Consider the following 19,940-nt stretch of genomic DNA (forward strand, 5'->3'; position numbering starts at 1 on the left):
GTGCGCTAAGGAACATAAGGAATAATTATGCTTGAATTAATCAGTGAACACGCCTGCTTCGGCGGCGTGCAGCGCTTCTATCGTCACGCATCGCGCGAGATCGGCCTGCCGATGCGCTTCTCCGTTTTCATTCCGCCGAGCGCGGACCGGGACCGCGTGCCGGCCCTGTTTTATCTCGCGGGCCTGACCTGCAACGAAGAGACTTTCATGATCAAGGCCGGCGCGCAGCGCGCAGCCGCCGAAGCGGGCATGATGCTGATCGCGCCGGACACCAGCCCGCGCGGCGCCGGGGTCGACGGCGAAACGGACAGCTGGGATTTCGGCGCCGGCGCCGGCTTCTATCTGGATGCGACGCAGGACAAGTGGGCCAAACACTATCGCATGTACAGCTACATCCATGAGCTGCGCGAGCTGGTGGTCCGGGAACTGCCGGCCGACGCCGGACGCATCGGCATCTTCGGCCACTCGATGGGCGGCCACGGCGCGCTGACGATGGCGCTGAAGCGGCCGGACGTGTTCAAGTCGGTGTCGGCATTTGCGCCGATCGCCGCGCCGTCCCTGTGCCCATGGGGGAAGAAGGCTTTCAACGGCTACCTCGGCGAGGACAGCAGCGCGTGGGAAGAGTACGACGCCAGCCTGCTGATGGCGCGCCTGAAGACGCCCTTCCCGGCCGGCATCCTGATCGACCAGGGCCTGGGCGACAAGTTCCTGGCCGAGCAGCTGTATCCGGAAGTGTTCGAAGCCGCATGCAAAACCGCCGCGCAGCCGCTGGAACTGCGGCGGCATGCGCGCTACGACCATGGCTACTACTTCATCTCCACCTTCATGGAAGACCACATCCGCTTCCATGCGAAGCGCCTGGCTACAGTTTGATCTCCGTGCCGAGGCGCTGCAGGAACTGGCCCAGCCACGCCGGATGCGCGGGCCAGGCCGGCGCGGTGACGAAGTTGCCGTCCGTGACAGCCTGGTCGACCGCGATGTCGGCGTAGTTGCCGCCGGCCAGCTTGACCTCCGGCGAGCATGCCGGATACGCGGAGATGGTCTTGCCGCGGATGACATCGGCCGCCGCCAGCAACTGCGCGCCGTGGCAAACCGCGGCGATCGGCTTGTTGGCCGACGCGAACTGCTGCACGATTTCAATCACGCGCGGATTCAAGCGCAGGTATTCCGGCGCGCGGCCGCCGGCGATCATCAGCGCATCGTATTGCGCCACGTCGACGTCGGCGAAGCTGGCGTTCAGCGCGAACAGGTGGCCCGGCTTTTCAGTGTAGGTCTGGTCGCCTTCAAAATCATGGATGGCGGTCTTGATGGTGTCGCCGGCCTGCTTGTTCGGGCAGACCGCATGCACCGTATGTCCGACCATCTGCAGCGCCTGGAACGGCACCATGGTCTCGTAATCTTCCGCAAAGTCGCCCGTCAAAAACAGTATTTTCTTAGCTGCCACGGTATATCCTTTCGAAAAAGTAAAAGGGGCCGTGACGTCGCCGCCACGGCCCTTCGATACTACCGCGATTCCAGCCTGCGCGCTTTACGCCGCCGCTTTGCCCAGCACCGTACGGATGGTGCCGGCCAGATCCTCCGCCGAGAACTTGGCCACATACGCGTCCGCGCCCACGCCCTTGACGTGGTCTTCGTTGGTCTTGCCCGACAGCGAGGAGTGAATCACCACCGGGATCTTGCTGAAACGCGCATCCTGCTTGATCAGGCGGGTCAGCGTGAAGCCATCCATCTCCGGCATCTCCAGGTCGGTCAGCACCATGGCGACGCGGTCGCTGATCGGCACGCCTTCGGCCTTGGCGCCGTCGGAAATGTGCTGCAGGCGCTCCCACGCCTCCTTGCCCGACTTGGTCATGATGAAGTGCACGCCCATCGCTTCCAGGCCTTTTTCGATCAGGTTGCGCGCGACCACGGAATCGTCGGCGGCCAGGATCACCGCACCGGCTTTCAGCAGCACTTTCGGGCCGATGGTTTCCGGGTCGATGTCATCGCGTTCCGGCGGGACCAGTTCGCGCAAGATGGTTTCCACGTCCAGCACCTGCGCCAGGCGGGTGTTTTGCACGTCGCCGTCGACGCGCGCGATGCTGGTGACCTTGCCGCCGGCCGTGCCTTCGGCGGTCAGCACCTGGCTCCAGTCCAGGCGCACGATTTCATCCACCGATTCGACCGCGAACGCTTGCGTGGTGCGCGCGAATTCAGTGACCAACATGATATTCAGACCGGTTTTTGGGGTCACACCGACGATGCCTGGCAAATCCAGCACCGTGATGATTTGTCCGCGCAGGTTGACGACACCCAACATGTGTGGCGGGGATCCGGCCACAGCAGTTACTTCGGGCATCGCCACGATCTCGCGGATTTTGAAGACGTTAATACCGAACAACTCAGAATGTTCGCCGTTGGCGTCGCCGCCCAGGCGGAACAGCAGCAGTTCGAATTTATTGGAGTTGGTTAAATTACTGCGCTCATCAACTTCCTGCTGAACTGATTTCATAGATTTCGTCTCCGTCGGTGGTCCTCATTCCAGTATAACGTTTGCAACAGTCCGCGTCACATTTTGGCTGGAACGATGTTGTTTTGGAGAACGATAAACAACAAAAAAGGAAGCCCGTGGGCTTCCTTTTTATTTGCTACTACATTGCTACCGAATTCTGGAGCGGGAGAAGAGTCTCGAACTCTCGACCTCAACCTTGGCAAGGTTGCGCTCTACCAACTGAGCTACTCCCGCAGAAGACGAAATTATGACAGAAGGTTGAGGATTTTGCCAGTGCCTATGAGGAACTTTTTACAAAATGGACGATAGTGTAAGCTTAGGCTCGTTTTAGCCAGGAGAAAAACACGGATGGATTCGATCGAAGTCGTGCTGATCATGCTGTTGGCCGTGGTGGCCAGCGCCTACATCATGCGTTTGCTGCCGCGCGCGATTCCGCTGCCGCTGGTGCAGATCGCGCTGGGCGCGCTGATCGCCGCCAAATCCTCGCACGGCGTGGACCTGGAGCCGGACCTGTTCTTCCTGGTGTTTTTGCCGCCGCTGCTGTTCCTCGACGGCTGGCGCATCCCCAAGAGCGGCCTGCTGCGCGACAAGGGCACGATCCTGGAGCTGGCGCTGGGCCTGGTGATCTTCACCGTGGTCGGCGCCGGCTTCATGATCCACTGGCTGATCCCGGCCATGCCGCTGCCGGTGGCGTTTGCGCTGGCGGCCATCGTCTCGCCGACCGATCCGATCGCGGTCAGCTCGATCGCCGCCAACGCCCCGATTCCCAAGCGGCTGATGCACATCCTGGAAGGCGAATCGCTGCTGAACGACGCCAGCGGCCTGGTATGCTTCCGCTTCGCCGTGGCCGCCGCCTTGACCGGCACCTTCTCGGCCAGCAACGCCGCCCTGACCTTCGTCTGGCTGGTGGTGGCCGGCATCGCCGCCGGCGTCGGCGTGACGATGCTGGTGACCTGGGCCCAGCGCTGGCTGACGCGCCACTTCGGCGAGCCGGTCGGCTCGCCCATCCTGGTCAACCTGCTGCTGCCGTTCGGCGCCTACCTGGTGGCCGAGCGCCTGCACGCATCCGGCATCCTGGCGGCGGTGGCGGCCGGCGTGACGATGAGCTACGTGGAACTGAGCGGCCATGCGCACGCCAACACCCGCATCCAGCGTTCGGCGGTATGGGACACGGTGCAGTTCTCGCTCAACGGCGTGATGTTCGTGCTGCTCGGCGAGCAGTTGCCGGACATCTTCCGCGGCGCCAGCATCTCGCTGGAGGAAAGCGGCCACCTGAATCCGTGGTGGCTGGCCGTGTATGCGTTCGCGATCACCGCCGGCCTGCTGACGCTGCGCATGTTCTGGGTCTGGGCCTCGCTGCGGCTGACCATTTTCAAGCAGAAGATGCGCCATCTGCCGCGCAAGAAGATCAATCCGCGCCTGCTGCTGGCGACCACGCTGGCCGGCGCGCGCGGCACCATCACGCTGGCCGGCGTGCTGACGCTGCCGCTGGTGCTGCCGGACGGCTCGCCGTTCCCGGCGCGCGCGCTGACCATCTTCCTGGCGTGTTCGGTGATCCTGATTTCGCTGCTGACCGCCAGCATCGCCCTGCCCCGCCTGCTGGCCGGCATGACCTTCCCGGCCGAGCCGGAAGAGCAGCAGGAGGAAGACCTGGCGCGGCGCGAAGCGGCCAACGCCGCCATCACCGCCATCGAGAAAACCCAGATCACGCTGATGGAGTCGGAAGCCTGCATCGATCCCGACGTCTATCCACAGGCGGCGGCGCGGGTGATCGCCTTCTACGAGCACAAGCTCAAGGAGATCGACCCGGCCAGCGAATCGGCATGGCGCAAGACCGACTACGCCGAAAAGGAACTGCGGCTGGCGGCGCTGGACGCCGAGCGCCGCACGGTGTTCGACCTGGCGCGGCACGACCGCATCTCCGACGAGATCTCGCGCAAGCTGGTGCGCGAAATCGATTTGATGGAAGCACGCTACCGCTGACGCCATGCTACCAAAACGAGCTCAAATCACGATCGTCGTCGCCTGGCTTTTATTCTGGCTTCTGATGAACATCACCGCCGTGCAGGACTACCTGCGCGACGATCATCACGACGTGTGGAAGCCGATCCTGTGGGAGAGCTCTTCGGCCGTGGTTGCGACCCTGCTGATGCTGGCGCAGCGGCGCGCCACGCGCAAGTATGACCCCTTGCTGCCGTCGCCGGTGCGATGGTTCGCGCGACAGCTGGCGTGGCTGCCGGTGTACTGGGTAACGTTCGTTCCCGCGGCATTCGGCATCCGGCATGCGGTCTATGCGGCGGCCGGCGAGGCCTACACGCACCAGGCCTGGCTGCCGGTGTTCCTGTATGAAGACATCAAGATAACGGTGTTCTTCACCACCTTCACGACGATTACCTTCGGTGTGCTGTCCTACCATGCGATGCAGAAGGAAAAGCTGCGCGTCGAACGCGCCAGCGCGGCGATGCGCGAAGCCCAGCTGCTCACGCTCACCCAGCAGATGCAGCCGCACTTCCTGTTCAACGCCCTCAATACGATCTCGTCGCTGATGCATAGCGACGTGGCGCGCGCCGACGCCATGCTGATCCAGCTGGCCGATGTGCTGCGCGCCACGCTCGATGTCAGCGGCCAGCACAGCGTGTCGCTGGAAGTGGAACTGCGCCTGCTGCGCGGCTACGCCGCGCTGATGAGCGAGCGGTTTTCGGACCGCGTGCGGATCGCCTGGCAGGTCGACGATGCGCTGCTCGGCGTGCAGGTGCCGGTGATGAGCATGCAGCCGCTGCTGGAGAATATTTTCAAGCATACCGTCGAGAAGCGCCGCCAGTCGACGGCGATCGCGATCAACGTGCTGCGCGAGGGCGATGAAGTGGTGCTGCGGCTGGAGGATGACGGCGGCATGCTGCCCGCCGCGCCGGAAGCGCCGCCGGCGAGCGGCATCGGCGTGCGCAATCTGTGCGAGCGGCTGGCGGCGCTGTACGGCGAACGCGCCGCGTTCACCCTGACCCAGCTGTCACCCGCCGGCGTGCGGGCGGAAATGAGGCTGCCATGCGCGTCCTGATCGTCGACGACGAACGCCCCGCGCGCGACAAGCTGCGCCGCCTGCTGGAGCAGGAGCCGGACATCGCCGCCATCGAGGAAGCGCGCGACGGCGTGGAAGCGCTGGAGCGCCTGCCCGCCTTCGCGCCCGACCTGCTGCTGCTCGATATCCAGATGCCCGAGATCACCGGGCTGGATGTCGCGGCATCGCTGCCGTCGCCGGCGCCGCTGGTGGTGTTCGTCACCGCCTACGACGAATACGCGATCCGCGCCTTCGACGCCAATGCCGTCGACTATCTGCTCAAACCCTACGACCAGCAGCGCCTGCAACGCGCCTTGCAGCGCGTGCGCGAACGCATGGCGGCCCGCACCGCCACCGGCGCGCCGCCGGCCGCCGTGCCGATGCCGGCCGTCGCCCAGTTGCTGGTTCCCGAGCGCGGCGGCACGCGCATCGTCAAGGTCGAGCAAATCCAATGGATAGAAACCGCCGACAACTACGTCGTCCTGCACACCGCCGAAGGCCAGCCGTTGATGCGCCAGACGATGGCCGGCCTGCTCGACAAGCTCGGCCCGCGCTTCCAGCGCTGCCACCGCCGCGCCGCAGTCCAGCTGGACTGGATCGCCAGCGTGCAGACGCTGGACAAGGGCGACGGCGAACTGATACTGCGCGGCGGCGCGCGCGTGCCGTGCTCGCGCCAGTACCGCTCCGAACTGATGGATAGCCTGCAAGCGTCGCCGCCAAGCCGTGCGCCTGAAGCATAGCCATCCTGCTAGCCTCTTGAAGCAAAGGGCCAGCCTGCGCCCGCACAGCAGGCGCCGTCATCGACAGGGAGTCCAACCATGCACAGCCTACAAAAAATCACACCCTTCCTCTGGTTCTCGCATCAAGCCGAAGAGGCGGCGGAATTCTACGTCAGCATCTTCCGCAATTCGAAGATCTGCGGCGTGGCGCGCTACACGGAGGCCGGGCAGGAACAGCACGGCCAGCCGCCCGGCAGCGCCATGACGGTCTCCATCCAGCTGGACGGGCAGGACTTCACGCTGCTCAATGGCGGCCCGGTATTCCAGTTCAACCCTGCGGTGTCCTTCGCCATCAACTGCGAAAGCCAGGAAGAGATCGACCACTTCTGGGAGCGCCTGTCCGAAGGCGGCGCGCCCGAAGCCCAGCAATGCGGCTGGCTGGCCGACAGATTCGGCCTGTCATGGCAGGTCGTGCCGACCGTCCTGAAAACGATGGTGCTGGATCCGGATCCGGCCAAATCGGGCCGCGTCATGAGCGCGCTGATGCAAATGAAGAAGCTCGATCTGGCGGTCCTGAAAAAGGCTTACGCCGAAGCCTGACCTTGTTTGCGGCGGCGGGCCACGCCAACCAGCGCCAGGCCTGCCAGCAGCATCGCGTAGGTTTCCGGCTCAGGCACCGCGGCGGCCACGGTCAGCGTGTCGATCTCGGCTTTGTAGCTGAATTCCTTGCCCGCGCCGTCAGTCCAGTAAATATCCACTACGCCGTTGAAATCGTTCAAGGACAGCGCGTGCGGCAAGGCGCTGGTGGTCAATACCTGCGTGCCCTTGCCGGTCAAGGTCAGCGTGACATCGTTGCTCGCGCCATGGCTGTCGATCTCGGTGCCGGCCACGCGCAGCAAGTCTTCCGGATTCGAATCGTCAACGTGCGCCGAAGGCTGGCCGAACTCGGTCGTGACGTTGTTGGCGAAGTGGTAGCCGGCGCTGCTGGTCAGCGTGATGCCGATCCCGGTCGAGCTGTAAAAGTCGTTGTAATTGGGGCCGGTGAAGACGGCGTTGAGCGTGGTGTCATAGAAGAAGGAGCCGGAAAGCGTCGAGCCTACCGGCAGGTACGCGCTGGCCGCGCTTCCCGGAAAGTCGGCCGGCGCGCCGCCGCCATAGTTGACCGAGGTTCCGTGTGCCGTGAAGTCGTATTTCACGACCTCCGCATGAGTGGCCGATGCCACCAGCATCAGCGTCAATACAGCCAGCTTGCCAAATACATTGAGACGTTTCATACAACCCCCAGAGTTTTATAAAAAGAACACTTATTGTAGCAAATAAGTAATGTTTAATGTAAATTTGTGTATTGTTTAATGCAAGCCGCTATTTCACCCCGATTCACCCCGCCAAGCGCCCATTTCGCCCCATAACGCTGGACGCTGGCGGGCCGCCTCCTTAATCTGGTTGCATCAACAAGGAGCCCGCAATGAACAACAACCGCCTCTACTTCCTCGACTGGATCCGCATCTTCGCGTTCTTCGTGCTGATCTTCTATCACACCGGCATGTACTACGTGACTTGGGACTGGCATGTCAAAAGCCCCTACGCCAGCGACGCCATCGAGCCGCTGATGATCCTGTCGTCGCCGTGGCGCCTCGGCTTGCTGTTCATGATTTCCGGCGTCGCCACCGCCTTCATGCTGAAGAAAATCCGCGTCGGCGCGCTGCTGCGGCAGCGCAGCTGGCGCCTGCTGGTGCCGCTGGTGTTCGGCATGCTGGTGATCGTGCCGCCGCAAGCGTATTTTGAAGTGGTGGAAAAAGTCGCCTACAAAGGCGGCTACGGCGAATTCATGCGGCTCTATGTCACCGGCTACCACGGCTTCTGCCGCGGCGGCGACTGCCTCTCCATGCCGACCTGGAACCACCTGTGGTTCGTGGCCTACCTGTGGGTGTACACGATGATCATCGGCGGCATCGCCTGGGGATTGGGCGGCGCGCGCTTCCAGGCTGGCTCCGATGCGCTGGGCCGTTTGCTGACGGGCTGGAAAATCATCGTGCTGCCGGTGGCCGTGCTGGCCCTGGCCCGCTTCGCGCTGGCCGACCGCTATCCCGCCACGCACGCCCTGGTCGGCGACTGGTACAACCACGCGCAGTACTTCTTCCTGTTTGTGCTGGGCGCGATGCTGGCGATGCAGAACGGCTTCTGGGCCAAGGTGGACGGCCTGCGCTGGGCCAGCCTGGGAATGTGGCTGGCCAGTTGGGCGCTGATCGTGATCTACTGGTCGATCCCGGAAGCGATGCACGCCGCGCCGGAAGTGGCGCAATGGAAGCCGGTGCTACGCACCATCTACTGCCTGGGCCAATGGACGCCGATGCTGGCCATCTGCGGCTTCGGCCACCGCCACCTCGCATTCGACAGCGCCAAGCGCCGCTACCTGACCGAAGCCGTGTTCCCGGTCTACATCCTGCACCAGACGCTGATCGTGACGATGGCGCACTGGCTCAAGCCGGTCAAGCTGGCGCCCGGCATCGAAGGCGTGTTCCTGATCGTGCTAACCTTCGCCATCAGCTTCGGCGTGTTTGAAGCGGTGCGCCGCATCGCCGTGCTGCGCCCGCTGTTCGGATTGGGCCGGATTACTTCACAAACGTCAACGTATGCTGCGCAGGTCCCGGCAGCAGCGGCGACTCCCGTCCGCTAAGCCAGTCGGCGCGGCCGTCCAGGAACCAGGGCGACAAGGGATGGCCGCTCTGCCCTCCCGGCATGTTGAAGATGCCCTGCTCTTCCTTGCCCGGCGAGACGGTCAGGCGCTCGGACTGGCCGAAGGTCGGACCGGCCACGCGCGGCATGTGCTGGTCGCCGGCCAGCATGTCCGGCTCCACCCGCAGGTATTTGCCCAGCAGCGGCACGGCCGAGGCCATCGGATGCGCGCTGGCCGCCATGTTGCGCTGCCCCCAGGTGGCGGCCACCAGCGGCTTGCCGTCCTTGGTCAAGTCGTCGATCACGCGGTCCAGCGCGGCCAGCTGCAAGGCTTGCCAGCTGGCGTACTGCGGCGGCAGCCACGCCGCCGGCTGCTGGTCCAGCAGGCGCGCGATCACCACCGGCCAGCGCGACGACACCGCCGCCATGGTCGCTTTCGGATCGAGCTTGACCAGTTCATCGTTGGCGCCGTCATACAGCATGTCGTACAGCGCGTACATATAGGCGCGCGTGATGCGGTAGCCGACCGAATCCACGCTGGCGCGGCCGCTCCAGCTCTCCTTCAGCATCTTCAGCGCCTCGGCGCGCTTGGACTGGTCCTTGACCGCGGCCGGGTCCAGCGCGGCGATGGCGCGCTCGCGCCATGCGCCCAGGAAGACCGCGCGGTCGTCCAGGCCGATGGCATAGACTTTTTTCACGTCGGTCTTGTCGCCCAGCGCGGCCAGGTCGTCGCGCACCTGGTGCGTGCGGGCGCCGAGGTCGTAGCCGCCGTCGCCGATCAGTTCCGCGCCGTTGCCGGCCAACTGGCGGCTGTTGGCGGTGGCCAGGTGGCCGCTGGCCGGGTTGACCACTTTCGGATATTCCTCCGGCTTGAGCCAGCCGTTCCAGACGCCGGCCTGGTCGTCGGCGCCCAGCGGGTAGGTGGTGGCTGAGCCCAAAGGCGCGCGGCGCGGCAGCGGGCCGGCGATGGTCCAGCCGATATTGCCCTTGTCGTCGCCGCCGACGAAGTTCTGCGCCGGGATGCCCATGGTCGGCGCAATGGCCAGGGCCTGGTCCAGCGTATCGGCGAACTCCAGCTTCCGCGCGTTGACGTTGACGGCGGCCGGCGTGTGCGCGGTCCAGTGGATGGCGTAGCTGCGGCCGGCCGACTCGCGGATCGGGCCGAGCGAGGTTTCGCGCACGGCCAGCTTTTCCGCCGCCGCGCCTTTGACCAGGATGGTTTCTTCGTACACCACCGGCGTCTCCCAGCCCGCCTGCGTGCGCACCTGGCCCGGCTTGGCCGCATCGGTGTCGAGCGCGATCAGGTCGAGGTAGTCGCCGTAGCTGTTGGTGAAGCCCCAGGCCACATGGCCGTTGCTGCCGACCACCACCACCGGCGCGCCGGGCAGCGTGACGCCGACCACACGGCGCTGGCCGCCCTTCCCGTCCGGGAACTGCAGGGCCGCGCGGTACCAGGTGGTCGGCAGGTTGATCCCGAGGTGCATGTCGTCGGCGACGATGGCGGCGCCGGTGTCGCTGCGGCTGCCGGCCACCGCCCAGTTGTTGCTGCCGACGGTGTTGAGGAATTCGGCGGCTGCCACGCGCGGCGCGAGGCCGCCTTGCGCGGAGCGCGGCTTGCCCCACCATGCGGGCGGCGCGGCCGGAATGGTCATGTCGCCGGCGGCAATGCTCTGCGCATCCAGCGGCGCATCCCATGGCGTCGATTCCGGCGACAGGAAGGCGCGCTGTTCTTCGCTCGCGTGATCCTTGAACCAGCCGCGCGCCAGTTCGCGCGACTCCTGGTTGCCCTGCAGGTCGAAGTACATGGCCCAGATCACCAGCAGCGAATCGGCGGCGGACCATGCGCGCGGCGCCATGCCGACCAGCGCGTATTCGAACGGCTTGGTGCCGAGGGTGTCCAGGCCGGCGTTGACGCCGGCCGCATAGCGGTCAAGCAGCGCGCGGTCCGCGGCGGGCATGGTCTTCAGCGCCAGCTCGGCGCGGGCGCGGAAGCGGTGCAGGCGGTGCGATTTGTCCACCTGCAGCGCGCGGGCGCCGAACAGTTCGGCCAGCTCGCCGGCCGAAACGCGGCGCAAAAGGTCCATCTGGAAGTAGCGCTCCTGCGCATGCACGAAGCCGGTGGCGTAAGCCACGTCGAGCCGGCTGCCGCCGCTGATCAGCGGCACGCCGTGCGCGTCGCGCGCCACGCTGGCCGTGGTCTCCAGGCCCGGCGCCTGCTGCGTGCCGTCCAGCTTGGCCAGGCTGCCGCGCAAATACAGCCACGCCGCCGCCATCACCAGCACCAGCAACGCCAGCGCCGTCAATAAAATCCGCTTCGACCACACCGCCAGCCCGCTCTTTTGCATACGTTCCCCAAGATTGTTATCAGGATCAAGTTGGGAATAGTGCCAGAGAACCGGGCGCGGTGGCAATCAGCTACATTACGTCAGAGATCCAGCTCCCAGGTTTCGTTGACCATGTCCTGGCCGAAGGCGTGCACCGCCTCTTCGGCCACCAGCACATAGCCCTTGCTGCGGTAGATGTGACGCGCTTCCTTTTGCTGGTCGGTGGTCCACAGCCGCATCTTGCGGCAGCCGGCGGCGCGGGCGAAGGCGTGGCATTCGTCCACCAGCCGCGAACCGAGGCCGTAGCCGCGCGCCTGCTCTTCCACCAGCAGCAGCCGCAGCTTGCCGACGCCCTCCTCGCCGCTGCGCGCCAGCGCGATCGAGCCGACCGGCTGGCCGCCCATCTCGGCGATCCAGCAATGCTCCAGCGCCGGATCGAAGTTGCGCTCGAAGTCGGCGCAGATCTCGCCGACCAGCGTGCCGAAGCTGCTGTCCCAGCCCTGCTCCCCCGTGTACAACTCGCCGTGGCGGCGCGTGATCCAGTCCATGTCGCCGGCGCGGTGCGCGCGCAGCACAAAGGGCTGGGCGTATTTCATGCCGCTGCCGGCGTCGAGCAGCTCGCGGATGGTGCGCATCGCGTCCAGCATGCGCAGCTGGTCCGGCTCGCCGAAGCGCGCCAGCAGGTCGCCGACCTCCTCGCGCGAGCGGCGGTCCAGCGGTTCGTACACGGCGCGGCCATGCTCGGTCATGTGCAGCAGCTTGGAACGGCCGTCGGTGGCCGACGGCACCTTGGCCACCAGTCCCGCGCTTTCGAACTTGGCCAGGATGCGGCTCAGGTAGCCCCGGTCCAGGCCAAGGTCGCGGCCCAGCGCGGCGGCCGGCTGGTCGCCGTGATTGGCCAGCTCGTACAGCACGCGCATCTCGGTCAGCGTGTAATCGCTGTGCAGCAGGCCTTCGCGCAGCACGCCGATCTGGCGGGTGAAGAATCGGTTGAACGAACGGACCGCCGCGACGCGGTCGTCAAAAGCAGGGGCAGGCATGCAAAACTCCGATAATATGATTGACTCAGTCAACATTATATCCAATTCTTGTCTGCGCGGGATAGCGATGCTACAGTTGCAATAACAACACTATGCGGCCACTCTCCCATGCTAGCTGCCCCGATTCCCGCCAATGACAAAGAACGGCTGGCCGCGCTGCGCGAGCTGCTGATACTCGACACGCCGCCGGAAGAGCGCTTCGACAAGGTGGTGCGGTTCGCGGCCGAGGAATTCGACATGCCGATAGCGCTGCTGTCGCTGATCGACGAAAACCGCCAGTGGTTTAAGGCCAACGTCGGCCTGGACGCCTGTGAGACGGGGCGCGACATCTCTTTCTGCGGCCACGCGATCCTGCAGCCGGATATTTTCGTGATACCCGATTCGCGTGCCGACGAGCGCTTCGCCGACAACCCCATCGTCACCGGTGAACCGTACGTGATCTTTTACGCCGGCGCGCCATTGAAACTGGCATCCGGCTTCGCGGTCGGTACGCTATGCCTGGTCGACCATAAGCCGCGTACACTGGACGTCACCGAGCTGGCGATCCTGTCGACGCTGCGCGACCTGCTGCTGGAAGAGCTGGAGACCCGACATGCCTGAAAACGCGAACAAAAACCTCGACATGCTGCTGGTGGAAGAGCAATCGCTGCTGCGCAAGACGGTGTCGCTGACGGCGCGTTCGCTGGGACTGGGGACGGTGCATGAAGCGGCCACGGTGGAAGCGGCCGAATGCATGCTGCGTGAGCGCTCCTTTCACGGCGCGGTGATCTCGCTCGATTGCGGATTGGCGAGCGGCTGCGAATACAACCTGTCGCTGCTGGACAAAGTCCGCAACGGCGGCTCGGCCAGCGTGCCGACGATACCGATCGCCGTCATGGTGGACCGCGCCACTACCGACCTGCTGAGGGAATTGCGGGAGCGCCGGGTCAGCCGGGTGATCCTCAGACCCTTCCGCGCCAAGGTGCTGCTGGATGCCTTCGCCACCTTCGCCCCGGACGCCCGCCAGTACTAGTAAAGCTCCTTGGCCACTTCGCGCACCGCCTTCAGCAGCAGCTCGGCGCCGGGGGAGAGGATGTGGCCGTCCACGGTGATGATGCCGTAGGCGTCCATGCGGCACGGCAGTTCGATCGGCAGGATATTCAGCACGCCCTGCGATTCGTAGTAGCGCGCCACCGCGATCGGCATCACGTTCAGCGCGTCGGTCTGCTGCAGCAGAGGCTTAATCAGCAGCACCGCCGTGGTGTCGACCACGTTGACCGGCACCTCCAGGCCCGCGCGGCGGAACATCAGTTCGCAGCGCGCGCGCAGGATGCTGCCCTGCGGCGGCAAAATCCACGGCTGGTTGTAGATATCGCGCAGCTGCAGGCTCTTGGACTTGAGCAGCGGATGGCCGGGACGCACCACCGCGCACGCCGGCTCATCGCCCAGTTCCTCGTAGCTCAGGCCCTCGGCGCTCTGGCGCTCGGGAATACGGCCGATCATGAAGTCCAGCCGTCCGCGCTGCAATTGCTCCAGCAGGATGTTGGACTGCTCCATCTCGACGCCGATGCGCAACTTGGGCGCCAGCAGCTTGGTGCGCGTGATCGCCTGCGGCAGCAGCGCGATCCCCGGCGTCATGATGGTGCCGATGTCCACCTGCCCGCTCAAGCCGGCCTTGATGGCGACGATGTCCTCGTGCGCCAGCGAGAGGCTGGTCAGCGCCATGCGGGCGTGACGTATCATCGTTTCGCCGTAGATGGTCGGCTCCATACCGCGCGGCAGGCGGTCGAACAGCTGCACGCCCAGCATCTCCTCAAGATCCTTGAGCTGCTTGGACGCCGCCGGCTGCGTCATGTGCAGTTCTTCGGAAGCGCGGTGGATATTGCGTTGTTCGTCGAGCGCGATCAGCAGCAGCAGCTGGCGCGTCTTGAGGCGCGCGCGCAAGAACCAGTTTGGGTTAGTTTCCATGGGAAAATGATATCACAATCGATATTAATGATTACGCAATACCGACTGTTCGGATATCACTTGCACGCCGCACCAGGATTGGCCGCCGGGCCTTCCTTGGTCTGCTTGATGAACGGGATGGTGCCGTCGGCGTTGTACGCAAACTCCTCCACCGCGACCGAACGGCGGTACTCGCCGCCGCCCGGCAGTTTGGCGTTGTGGTAGAAGATGTAGGACTTGCCGTTGAAGTCGACGATGGCCTGGTGGATGGTCTTGACCTTGGCGTTCTTCGACATGATCACGCCCTGGTACTTCCACGGGCCGGCCGGACTCGGGCCGGTCATGTACGCCGTCTCTTCAGGAAAATCGCGCGAGTACGAGAGGTAGTAAGTGCCCTTGTGCTTGTGCAGGTAAGGCGCCTCGGTGAAGCGGTCCATGCCGACGGTGTGGATCGGACCATCGAATTCGGTCATATTGGCTTTGAGCTTGGCGTACTTGAGGACCGTGTTGCCCCAGTAGAGATAGGCCTGGCCGTCATCGTCCTGGAAAATGCCAGGGTCGATGTCGTCCCACGCGATCGGCGTTTCCAGCGTCATGTCGTTGGTGACCAGCGCGGAACCGCGCGCGTCGACAAACGGACCTTCCGGCTTGTCGGACACGGCGACGCCGATAGCGCGGCCTGGAATGGTCGCGTGATCGACCGTCGCGTAGAAATAGTACTTGCCATCGCGCTTGGTGATGTCGGCCGCCCAGGCGTCGACCTTGCCGATCGCCCATTTGAACGCGGACGGCTTGATCGGCGAGCCGCGGTCGGTCCAGTTCTTCATGTCGCAGCTGCTGTACAGGCGCCATTCCTTCATCACATAGTCCTTGTCCGTCGCCGCCGCCTGGTCATTGCCGACATACAGGTAGACCACGCCGTCTTCGACGAAGGCCGACGGATCGGCGGTGAACAGCTTGGGGAACAATGGGTTGGCCGCCTGCGCGGCTCCCATGTTCACCATCAGGCCTGCCGCTGCGATGGCGGCAAATTTCAACAGACTCTTTTTCAAAGCGCTCTCCAGGTTTAATGCATTATTATTTTTTGGCGGCGCCGATCGCCATCAGGCGCTGCACGACGCAGAAAATGAACAGCAGGCCGCCGATCACGATCTTGGTCCACCACGAGCTGAGCGTGCCGTCGAAGGCGATCAGCGTCTGGATCGCGCCCAGCACCAGCACACCGGACAGCGCACCCGCCACATAGCCGTAGCCGCCGCTGAGCAGCGTGCCGCCGATGACGACGGCCGCGATCGCGTCCAGTTCCGTGCCCTGCGCATGCAAGCCATAGCCGGACAGCATGTAGAACGAGAACAGCACACCTGCCAGCGCGGCGCAAAAACCGCTGAAGGCGTAGATCAGCACCTTGGTGCGCCCTACCCTCAAACCCATCATCAACGCCGACTGCTCGTTGCCGCCGACCGCGTAGATGGCGCGGCCGAACGGCGTGCAGTGGGCGACGTAGATGGCGACGGCCAGCGTGATCAGGGCGATCAGCGCGCCCGGCGAGATGAAGCCGCCCAGCACCGGCAGCTGCGCCTGCGAGACGGCGACGAACATCGGGTCGTCGATGGTGATCGAGTTAATGCTGATCAGGTAACACAGGCCGCGCGCCAGGAACATGCCGGCCAGCGTGACGATGAAGGGCTGCAGCTTGAAGTAGTGGATCAGCGCGCCCATCGCGGCGCCGAAGCCGGCGCCGATCGCCAGCGCGACGGCGATCACCACCAGCGGCGGCCAGTGCCAGGTCTGCAGCAGCCAGGCCGAGATCATGGTGGTCAGCGCCAGCACCGAGCCGACCGACAAGTCGATGCCGCCGGAGATGATGACGAAGCTCATGCCGACCGCGATCACCAGCAGGAAGGCGTTGTCGATCAGGAGGTTGAACAGCACCTGCTCCGACAGGAAGCCGGGATACGCCCAGCCGCCGGCGCCCAGCAGCACAACCAGCAGCAGCACCGTGACCAGCGAGGTGAAATACGGCGACGACGTCAGCGAACGTCCGGAAAGCGTCATGGTACTCATCATGCGTTACCTTTTGCGCGGGCCGGGAACACACGGCGCCACATGGTTTTGAATTCGGCCGACTGCGACAGGCAGACCAGGAACACCACCACCGACTTGACCACCATATTCACTTCCGGCGGCAGGCCGAGCGAATAGATGGTGTAGGTCAGCGTCTGGATGATCAGCGCGCCGATGACGCTGCCGGCCAGGCTGAACTTCCCGCCGGCCAGCGAGGTACCGCCCAGCGTGACGGCCAGGATGGCGTCCAGCTCCAGCAGCAGGCCGGCGTTGTTGGCGTCCGCGCTCTTGATGTTCGAGGTGATCATCAGGCCCGCCAGCCCGGCGCAGGCACCGCAGAACACATAAACGAAGAAGATCAGCACGGCCGTTTTCAAGCCGGCCAGCCGCGCGGCGACCGGGTTGATGCCGACCGACTGGATGAACAGGCCCAGCGCCGTCTTGCGCATCAACAGCGCGGTCACCAGGAACACGGCGGCCACGATGTAGATCGAGAACGGCAGGCCAAACAGATAGCCGCTGCCGAGGAAGAAGAACGGCTTGTAATAGACGGTGACGATCTGGCCGTCGGTCAGCAGCTGCGCCAGGCCGCGCCCCGCCACCATCAGGATCAGCGTGGCGACGATGGGCTGCAGGCCCAGGCCCGCGACCAGCACGCCGTTCCAGGCGCCGCACAGCAGGGCCGCGCCCATGGCGGCGCATAGCGCCCAAACCATCGGCGTGTTGGCGACGTATTCGGGCACGCCGTTTTCCATCACCATCGTACCGCCGATCAGCATCGCCGCGACCGTGCCGCTGATGGCGACTGTGGCGCCGACCGAGATGTCGATGCCGCGCGTGGCGATCACCAGCGTCATGCCGAGCGCGGCCAGCACCAAAGGCGCGGCGCGGTTGGCGATGTCGATCAGGCTGCCGTACAGGTGGCCGTCCTTGATCTCCAGGTGGAAGAAGCCGGGGATCATGATCAGGTCGATCAGCAGCAGGATCGCCAGCGCGGCCAGCGGCCGGAAAAGTGGGTGACGCACAAACATGGGTACTTTGGATGTGTTAATGGAAGCGCCGGCCGGACCGACCGGCGGCGCAGGGCGCGCGGCGGTTGCACCGGATGGCGCGGACAGCTCGCTGCGTGGGCTATTCATGCGCATCTCCCGCAGCGATCACTTGCAGCACGGAGGTTTCGTCCAGCGCGCCGCGCGGATACTCGCCGCCCGCCTTGCGGTCGCGCATGACGACGATGCGGTCGCTGACGCGCAGCACCTCCGGCAGCTCGGACGAAATGAACAGGATGGACATGCCCTTGCGGCACAGCGCCGACACGTAGTCCATGATTTCCTGCTTGGCGCGCACGTCGATGCCGCGCGTCGGCTCGTCGAGGATCAACAGCTTCGGCTCGGTCACCAGCCAGCGCGCCAGCAAGACCTTCTGCTGGTTGCCGCCGGACAGGGAACCGATAGGTGTCTCGATGCTGGCGGTCTTGATGCCCAGCGCCTTGACGTATTCTTCCGCCAGCTGCTGCTGACGCTTCAACGGGATGGCGCGCATGATGCCGGTACGGGCCTGCAAAGCCAGGATCAGGTTCTCGCGCACGGACAGTTCAAGAATCGCGCCTTCGTGCTTGCGGTCTTCCGAGCAGAAGCCGATGCCGGCGGCAATCGCATCACGCGGCGACGTGAAGCTTTGTTCCTTGCCGTCGATGGTGATGCTGCCGCTGTCCGCCTTGTCGGCGCCGAACAGCAAACGCGCCGCCTCGGTGCGGCCGGAGCCCAACAAGCCGGCAAGGCCCAGCAGTTCCCCCTGGCGCAGCTCAATATCCATCGGCGTCAACGCGCCCTTGCGGCCCAGTCCAAGGGCGCGCAGGAAGGTCGCGAACCTGGACGGGGCCGAAGCCGCATCGCCCGCCGACGACGCGGCGGCCGCGCCGGGAGCATCGCTGCCGGCAGGCGCGCCGACCATCTTGTTGACCAGCTCAAGCCGCGACAACTCGCTGCACAGGTACTCGCCTTCGCGCTCGCCGTTGCGCATCACGGTGATGCGATCCGAAATCGCGTATGTCTGGTCCAGGAAGTGCGTGACAAACAGTATCGCCATGCCCTGCTCGCGCAGGCCGCGCAGGACGCTGAACAGCAGGTCGACTTCCTTCTCGTCGAGACTGGAAGTCGGCTCATCGAGGATCAGCACCTTGGCCGACACCAGCAGCGCGCGCGAGATCGCCACCATCTGCTGGATCGCCAGAGGATAGTGCGCCAGCGGCATCGTCACATCGATGCGGACCTGCATGCGCTCCAGCAGCTCGGTGGCCTGCTGCTGCATGCCGCGCCAGTCGATGCGCCCCAGCTTGCGCGGATAGCGGCCGATAAAGATATTCTCCGCCACCGACAGGTTCGGGCAGAGATTCACTTCCTGGTACACCGTGCTGATGCCCAGGTTCTGCGCATCAAGCGTGGAGGCCGGATGGATCGCCTGGCCTTCCAGCAGGATCTGGCCCTGGTCCGGCGCATACACGCCGGTCAGTACTTTAATCAGGGTGGACTTGCCGGCGCCGTTCTGGCCCATCAGCGTATGGACCTCGCCCGGATACAGGTTGAGCGATACGCCGCTCAGCGCCTGCACGCCGGTGAAAGCCTTGCTGATGCCGCGCAGCTCCAGCACCGGCGCAGGCGCGGAAGTGAGAGTACTCATCGTTTAGTATTTACGGTTCGGGAATTCCTTGGCCGCGACTTCAGCCGGGAACACGCCTTCTTGGGTCGTAATGCGCTTAGGTACAGGCTTGTTGGCCACCACGTCGCGCGCGATCTGCATCAGCTGGGGGCCGAGCAGCGGGCTGCATTCCACCGTCACGTTCAGCTTCCCGGCGATCATCGCCTCGAACGCGCCTTTGACGCCGTCGATCGAGATGACGATGATGTCCTTGCCCGGCTTCATGCCGGCTTCCTCGATCGCCTGGATCGCGCCGATGGCCATGTCGTCGTTGTGCGCGTACAGCACATTGATCTTCTTGCCCTCGGCCTTGAGGAAGGCTTCCATCACTTCCTTGCCTTTGGCGCGGGTGAAGTCGCCGGTCTGCGAGCGGATCACCTTCAGCTTCGGATTGCCGGCAATGATCTCTTCAAAGCCCTTCTTGCGGTCCAGCGCGGGCGCGGAGCCGACGGTGCCTTGCAGCTCAACGATATTCAAAACGGTATCGGGCGTTTTCTTCGCGCGCTCCACCAGCCAGCGGGCGGCGCGGCGGCCTTCTTCAACGAAGTCGGAACCGATGAAGGTCACGTACAGCGAAGGATCGCTGACGTTGACCGCGCGGTCAGTCAGGATGACGGGAATCTTGGCGGCCTTGGCTTCGCGCAGGACCGTGTCCCAGCCCGATTCCACCACCGGCGAAAACGCGATCACATCGACGCGCTGGGCGATGAAGGAGCGGATCGCCTTGACCTGGTTCTCCTGCTTTTGCTGGGCGTCGGCGAACTTGAGGGTGATGCCCTCCTTCTTCGCGGCGTCCTTGATCGATACGGTATTGGCGGTGCGCCATTCGCTCTCCGCGCCGACTTGCGAGAAGCCGATCACCAGCGGCTTGGCCGCGAAAGCCGGGGTGTTCAGGGTGAAGGCGGCGACGAACGCGGCGGCCAATACGGTTCTGCGATTGCATGTCAT

At 64.6% G+C, this 19,940-nt stretch carries 19 protein-coding genes and 1 tRNA gene; 8 read left to right on the plus strand and 12 right to left on the minus strand.

All coding sequences use genetic code 11. From position 1 onward, the window contains the following. Positions 1-27 precede the first annotated feature (27 nt). The gene (gene fghA, locus ACEN9F_RS06185; RefSeq protein ID WP_413418878.1) at positions 28-873 is read left to right on the plus strand and encodes an S-formylglutathione hydrolase; all 846 of its coding nucleotides are present in this window, start codon (positions 28-30) and stop codon (positions 871-873) included. Here fghA and ACEN9F_RS06190 read toward each other — a convergent pair. From ACEN9F_RS06190 to ACEN9F_RS06200, 3 genes are all read right to left on the minus strand, one after another. Beyond that, on the minus strand, positions 863-1,444 hold the full coding sequence (locus ACEN9F_RS06190; protein WP_413418880.1) for a DJ-1/PfpI family protein: 582 nt from the start codon (positions 1,442-1,444) through the stop codon (positions 863-865). The two genes, fghA and ACEN9F_RS06190, sit on opposite strands and share 11 nt — an antisense overlap. An 84-nt stretch (positions 1,445-1,528) precedes the next feature. Then, positions 1,529-2,491 carry a chemotaxis protein gene (locus ACEN9F_RS06195; RefSeq protein WP_413418882.1) on the minus strand — a complete coding sequence of 321 codons (963 nt, stop codon included), beginning with the start codon at positions 2,489-2,491 and terminating at the stop codon, positions 1,529-1,531. A 158-nt stretch (positions 2,492-2,649) separates the two neighbouring features. Further along, positions 2,650-2,725 (minus strand) — tRNA-Gly (locus tag ACEN9F_RS06200). 114 nt (positions 2,726-2,839) lie between these two features. Between ACEN9F_RS06200 and ACEN9F_RS06205 the strand changes: the two genes are divergently transcribed. From ACEN9F_RS06205 to ACEN9F_RS06220, 4 genes are all read left to right on the plus strand, one after another. Further along, positions 2,840-4,474, plus strand: coding sequence for a Na+/H+ antiporter (locus tag ACEN9F_RS06205; RefSeq protein WP_413418884.1), 1,635 nt, complete (start codon positions 2,840-2,842; stop codon positions 4,472-4,474). A 64-nt stretch (positions 4,475-4,538) separates the two neighbouring features. Beyond that, positions 4,539-5,546 (plus strand): sensor histidine kinase, encoded by a 1,008-nt coding sequence (locus tag ACEN9F_RS06210; protein WP_413418886.1) that lies wholly within the window; start codon positions 4,539-4,541, stop codon positions 5,544-5,546. Next, positions 5,534-6,286 carry a LytR/AlgR family response regulator transcription factor gene (locus tag ACEN9F_RS06215; RefSeq protein WP_413418888.1) on the plus strand — a complete coding sequence of 251 codons (753 nt, stop codon included), beginning with the start codon at positions 5,534-5,536 and terminating at the stop codon, positions 6,284-6,286. The genes ACEN9F_RS06210 and ACEN9F_RS06215 overlap by 13 nt, the downstream gene beginning before the upstream one ends. A 78-nt stretch (positions 6,287-6,364) precedes the next feature. After that, positions 6,365-6,865, plus strand: a complete 501-nt coding sequence (locus ACEN9F_RS06220; RefSeq protein ID WP_413418890.1) for a VOC family protein — start codon at positions 6,365-6,367, stop codon at positions 6,863-6,865. Here the strand turns inward: ACEN9F_RS06220 and ACEN9F_RS06225 are convergent. Next, the gene (locus ACEN9F_RS06225) at positions 6,850-7,539 is read right to left on the minus strand and encodes a PEP-CTERM sorting domain-containing protein (RefSeq protein ID WP_413418892.1); all 690 of its coding nucleotides are present in this window, start codon (positions 7,537-7,539) and stop codon (positions 6,850-6,852) included. The genes ACEN9F_RS06220 and ACEN9F_RS06225 overlap by 16 nt on opposite strands. A gap of 191 nt (positions 7,540-7,730) precedes the next feature. Between ACEN9F_RS06225 and ACEN9F_RS06230 the strand changes: the two genes are divergently transcribed. Further along, on the plus strand, positions 7,731-8,942 hold the full coding sequence (locus ACEN9F_RS06230; protein WP_413418894.1) for an acyltransferase family protein: 1,212 nt from the start codon (positions 7,731-7,733) through the stop codon (positions 8,940-8,942). Here ACEN9F_RS06230 and ACEN9F_RS06235 read toward each other — a convergent pair. Then, positions 8,878-11,286 carry a penicillin acylase family protein gene (locus ACEN9F_RS06235; protein WP_413418896.1) on the minus strand — a complete coding sequence of 803 codons (2,409 nt, stop codon included), beginning with the start codon at positions 11,284-11,286 and terminating at the stop codon, positions 8,878-8,880. The genes ACEN9F_RS06230 and ACEN9F_RS06235 overlap by 65 nt on opposite strands. Before the next feature lie 80 nt (positions 11,287-11,366). Next, entirely contained in the window at positions 11,367-12,305 is a 939-nt protein-coding gene (locus ACEN9F_RS06240) for a GNAT family N-acetyltransferase (RefSeq protein ID WP_413418898.1), read from the minus strand. Between the two features lie 108 nt (positions 12,306-12,413). On the opposite strand from ACEN9F_RS06240, the gene ACEN9F_RS06245 reads away from it, so the two are divergent. After that, on the plus strand, positions 12,414-12,905 hold the full coding sequence (locus ACEN9F_RS06245) for a GAF domain-containing protein (RefSeq protein WP_413418900.1): 492 nt from the start codon (positions 12,414-12,416) through the stop codon (positions 12,903-12,905). Next, positions 12,898-13,317 carry a response regulator gene (locus ACEN9F_RS06250; RefSeq protein WP_413418902.1) on the plus strand — a complete coding sequence of 140 codons (420 nt, stop codon included), beginning with the start codon at positions 12,898-12,900 and terminating at the stop codon, positions 13,315-13,317. Before ACEN9F_RS06245 ends, ACEN9F_RS06250 begins: the two co-directional genes overlap by 8 nt. Here the strand turns inward: ACEN9F_RS06250 and ACEN9F_RS06255 are convergent. The 6 genes from ACEN9F_RS06255 to ACEN9F_RS06280 form a co-directional block, all read right to left on the minus strand. Then, positions 13,314-14,252: a LysR family transcriptional regulator gene (locus ACEN9F_RS06255; RefSeq protein ID WP_413418904.1), complete on the minus strand. Its 939-nt coding sequence runs from the start codon at positions 14,250-14,252 to the stop codon at positions 13,314-13,316. The two genes, ACEN9F_RS06250 and ACEN9F_RS06255, sit on opposite strands and share 4 nt — an antisense overlap. A gap of 56 nt (positions 14,253-14,308) precedes the next feature. Continuing rightward, a complete protein-coding gene (locus tag ACEN9F_RS06260; protein ID WP_413418906.1) occupies positions 14,309-15,283 on the minus strand; it encodes a glycoside hydrolase family 43 protein in 975 nt (324 codons plus the stop codon). A gap of 25 nt (positions 15,284-15,308) precedes the next feature. Further along, on the minus strand, positions 15,309-16,295 hold the full coding sequence (yjfF, locus tag ACEN9F_RS06265; protein ID WP_413426986.1) for a galactofuranose ABC transporter, permease protein YjfF: 987 nt from the start codon (positions 16,293-16,295) through the stop codon (positions 15,309-15,311). Beyond that, entirely contained in the window at positions 16,295-17,326 is a 1,032-nt protein-coding gene (locus ACEN9F_RS06270) for an ABC transporter permease (RefSeq protein WP_413426988.1), read from the minus strand. The genes yjfF and ACEN9F_RS06270 overlap by 1 nt, the downstream gene beginning before the upstream one ends. A 100-nt stretch (positions 17,327-17,426) precedes the next feature. After that, entirely contained in the window at positions 17,427-18,974 is a 1,548-nt protein-coding gene (locus ACEN9F_RS06275) for a sugar ABC transporter ATP-binding protein (RefSeq protein WP_413418908.1), read from the minus strand. Positions 18,975-18,977: 3 nt separating this feature from the next. Then, positions 18,978-19,940, minus strand: coding sequence for an ABC transporter substrate-binding protein (locus ACEN9F_RS06280; protein WP_413418910.1), 963 nt, complete (start codon positions 19,938-19,940; stop codon positions 18,978-18,980).

It is taken from the genome of Duganella sp. CT11-25 (assembly GCF_047302815.1).
Classification (GTDB): domain Bacteria; phylum Pseudomonadota; class Gammaproteobacteria; order Burkholderiales; family Burkholderiaceae_D; genus Rugamonas.

Excerpts from the sequence above, each read along its gene's own strand:
- ACEN9F_RS06270 (WP_413426988.1), bottom strand. The coding sequence starts at position 17,326 with ATGTTTGTGCGTCACCCACTTTTCCGGCCGCTGGCCGCGCTGGCGATC.
- ACEN9F_RS06280 (WP_413418910.1), bottom strand. The coding sequence starts at position 19,940 with ATGACATGCAATCGCAGAACCGTATTGGCCGCCGCGTTCGTCGCCGCC.
- ACEN9F_RS06215 (WP_413418888.1), top strand. The coding sequence starts at position 5,534 with ATGCGCGTCCTGATCGTCGACGACGAACGCCCCGCGCGCGACAAGCTG.
- ACEN9F_RS06220 (WP_413418890.1), top strand. The coding sequence starts at position 6,365 with ATGCACAGCCTACAAAAAATCACACCCTTCCTCTGGTTCTCGCATCAA.
- ACEN9F_RS06245 (WP_413418900.1), top strand. The coding sequence starts at position 12,414 with ATGCTAGCTGCCCCGATTCCCGCCAATGACAAAGAACGGCTGGCCGCG.
- ACEN9F_RS06240 (WP_413418898.1), bottom strand. The coding sequence starts at position 12,305 with ATGCCTGCCCCTGCTTTTGACGACCGCGTCGCGGCGGTCCGTTCGTTC.
- ACEN9F_RS06230 (WP_413418894.1), top strand. The coding sequence starts at position 7,731 with ATGAACAACAACCGCCTCTACTTCCTCGACTGGATCCGCATCTTCGCG.
- ACEN9F_RS06275 (WP_413418908.1), bottom strand. The coding sequence starts at position 18,974 with ATGAGTACTCTCACTTCCGCGCCTGCGCCGGTGCTGGAGCTGCGCGGC.
- ACEN9F_RS06210 (WP_413418886.1), top strand. The coding sequence starts at position 4,539 with ATGAACATCACCGCCGTGCAGGACTACCTGCGCGACGATCATCACGAC.
- fghA (WP_413418878.1), top strand. The coding sequence starts at position 28 with ATGCTTGAATTAATCAGTGAACACGCCTGCTTCGGCGGCGTGCAGCGC.
- ACEN9F_RS06205 (WP_413418884.1), top strand. The coding sequence starts at position 2,840 with ATGGATTCGATCGAAGTCGTGCTGATCATGCTGTTGGCCGTGGTGGCC.
- ACEN9F_RS06235 (WP_413418896.1), bottom strand. The coding sequence starts at position 11,286 with ATGCAAAAGAGCGGGCTGGCGGTGTGGTCGAAGCGGATTTTATTGACG.
- ACEN9F_RS06250 (WP_413418902.1), top strand. The coding sequence starts at position 12,898 with ATGCCTGAAAACGCGAACAAAAACCTCGACATGCTGCTGGTGGAAGAG.
- ACEN9F_RS06225 (WP_413418892.1), bottom strand. The coding sequence starts at position 7,539 with ATGAAACGTCTCAATGTATTTGGCAAGCTGGCTGTATTGACGCTGATG.
- ACEN9F_RS06195 (WP_413418882.1), bottom strand. The coding sequence starts at position 2,491 with ATGAAATCAGTTCAGCAGGAAGTTGATGAGCGCAGTAATTTAACCAAC.
- yjfF (WP_413426986.1), bottom strand. The coding sequence starts at position 16,295 with ATGAGTACCATGACGCTTTCCGGACGTTCGCTGACGTCGTCGCCGTAT.
- ACEN9F_RS06255 (WP_413418904.1), bottom strand. The coding sequence starts at position 14,252 with ATGGAAACTAACCCAAACTGGTTCTTGCGCGCGCGCCTCAAGACGCGC.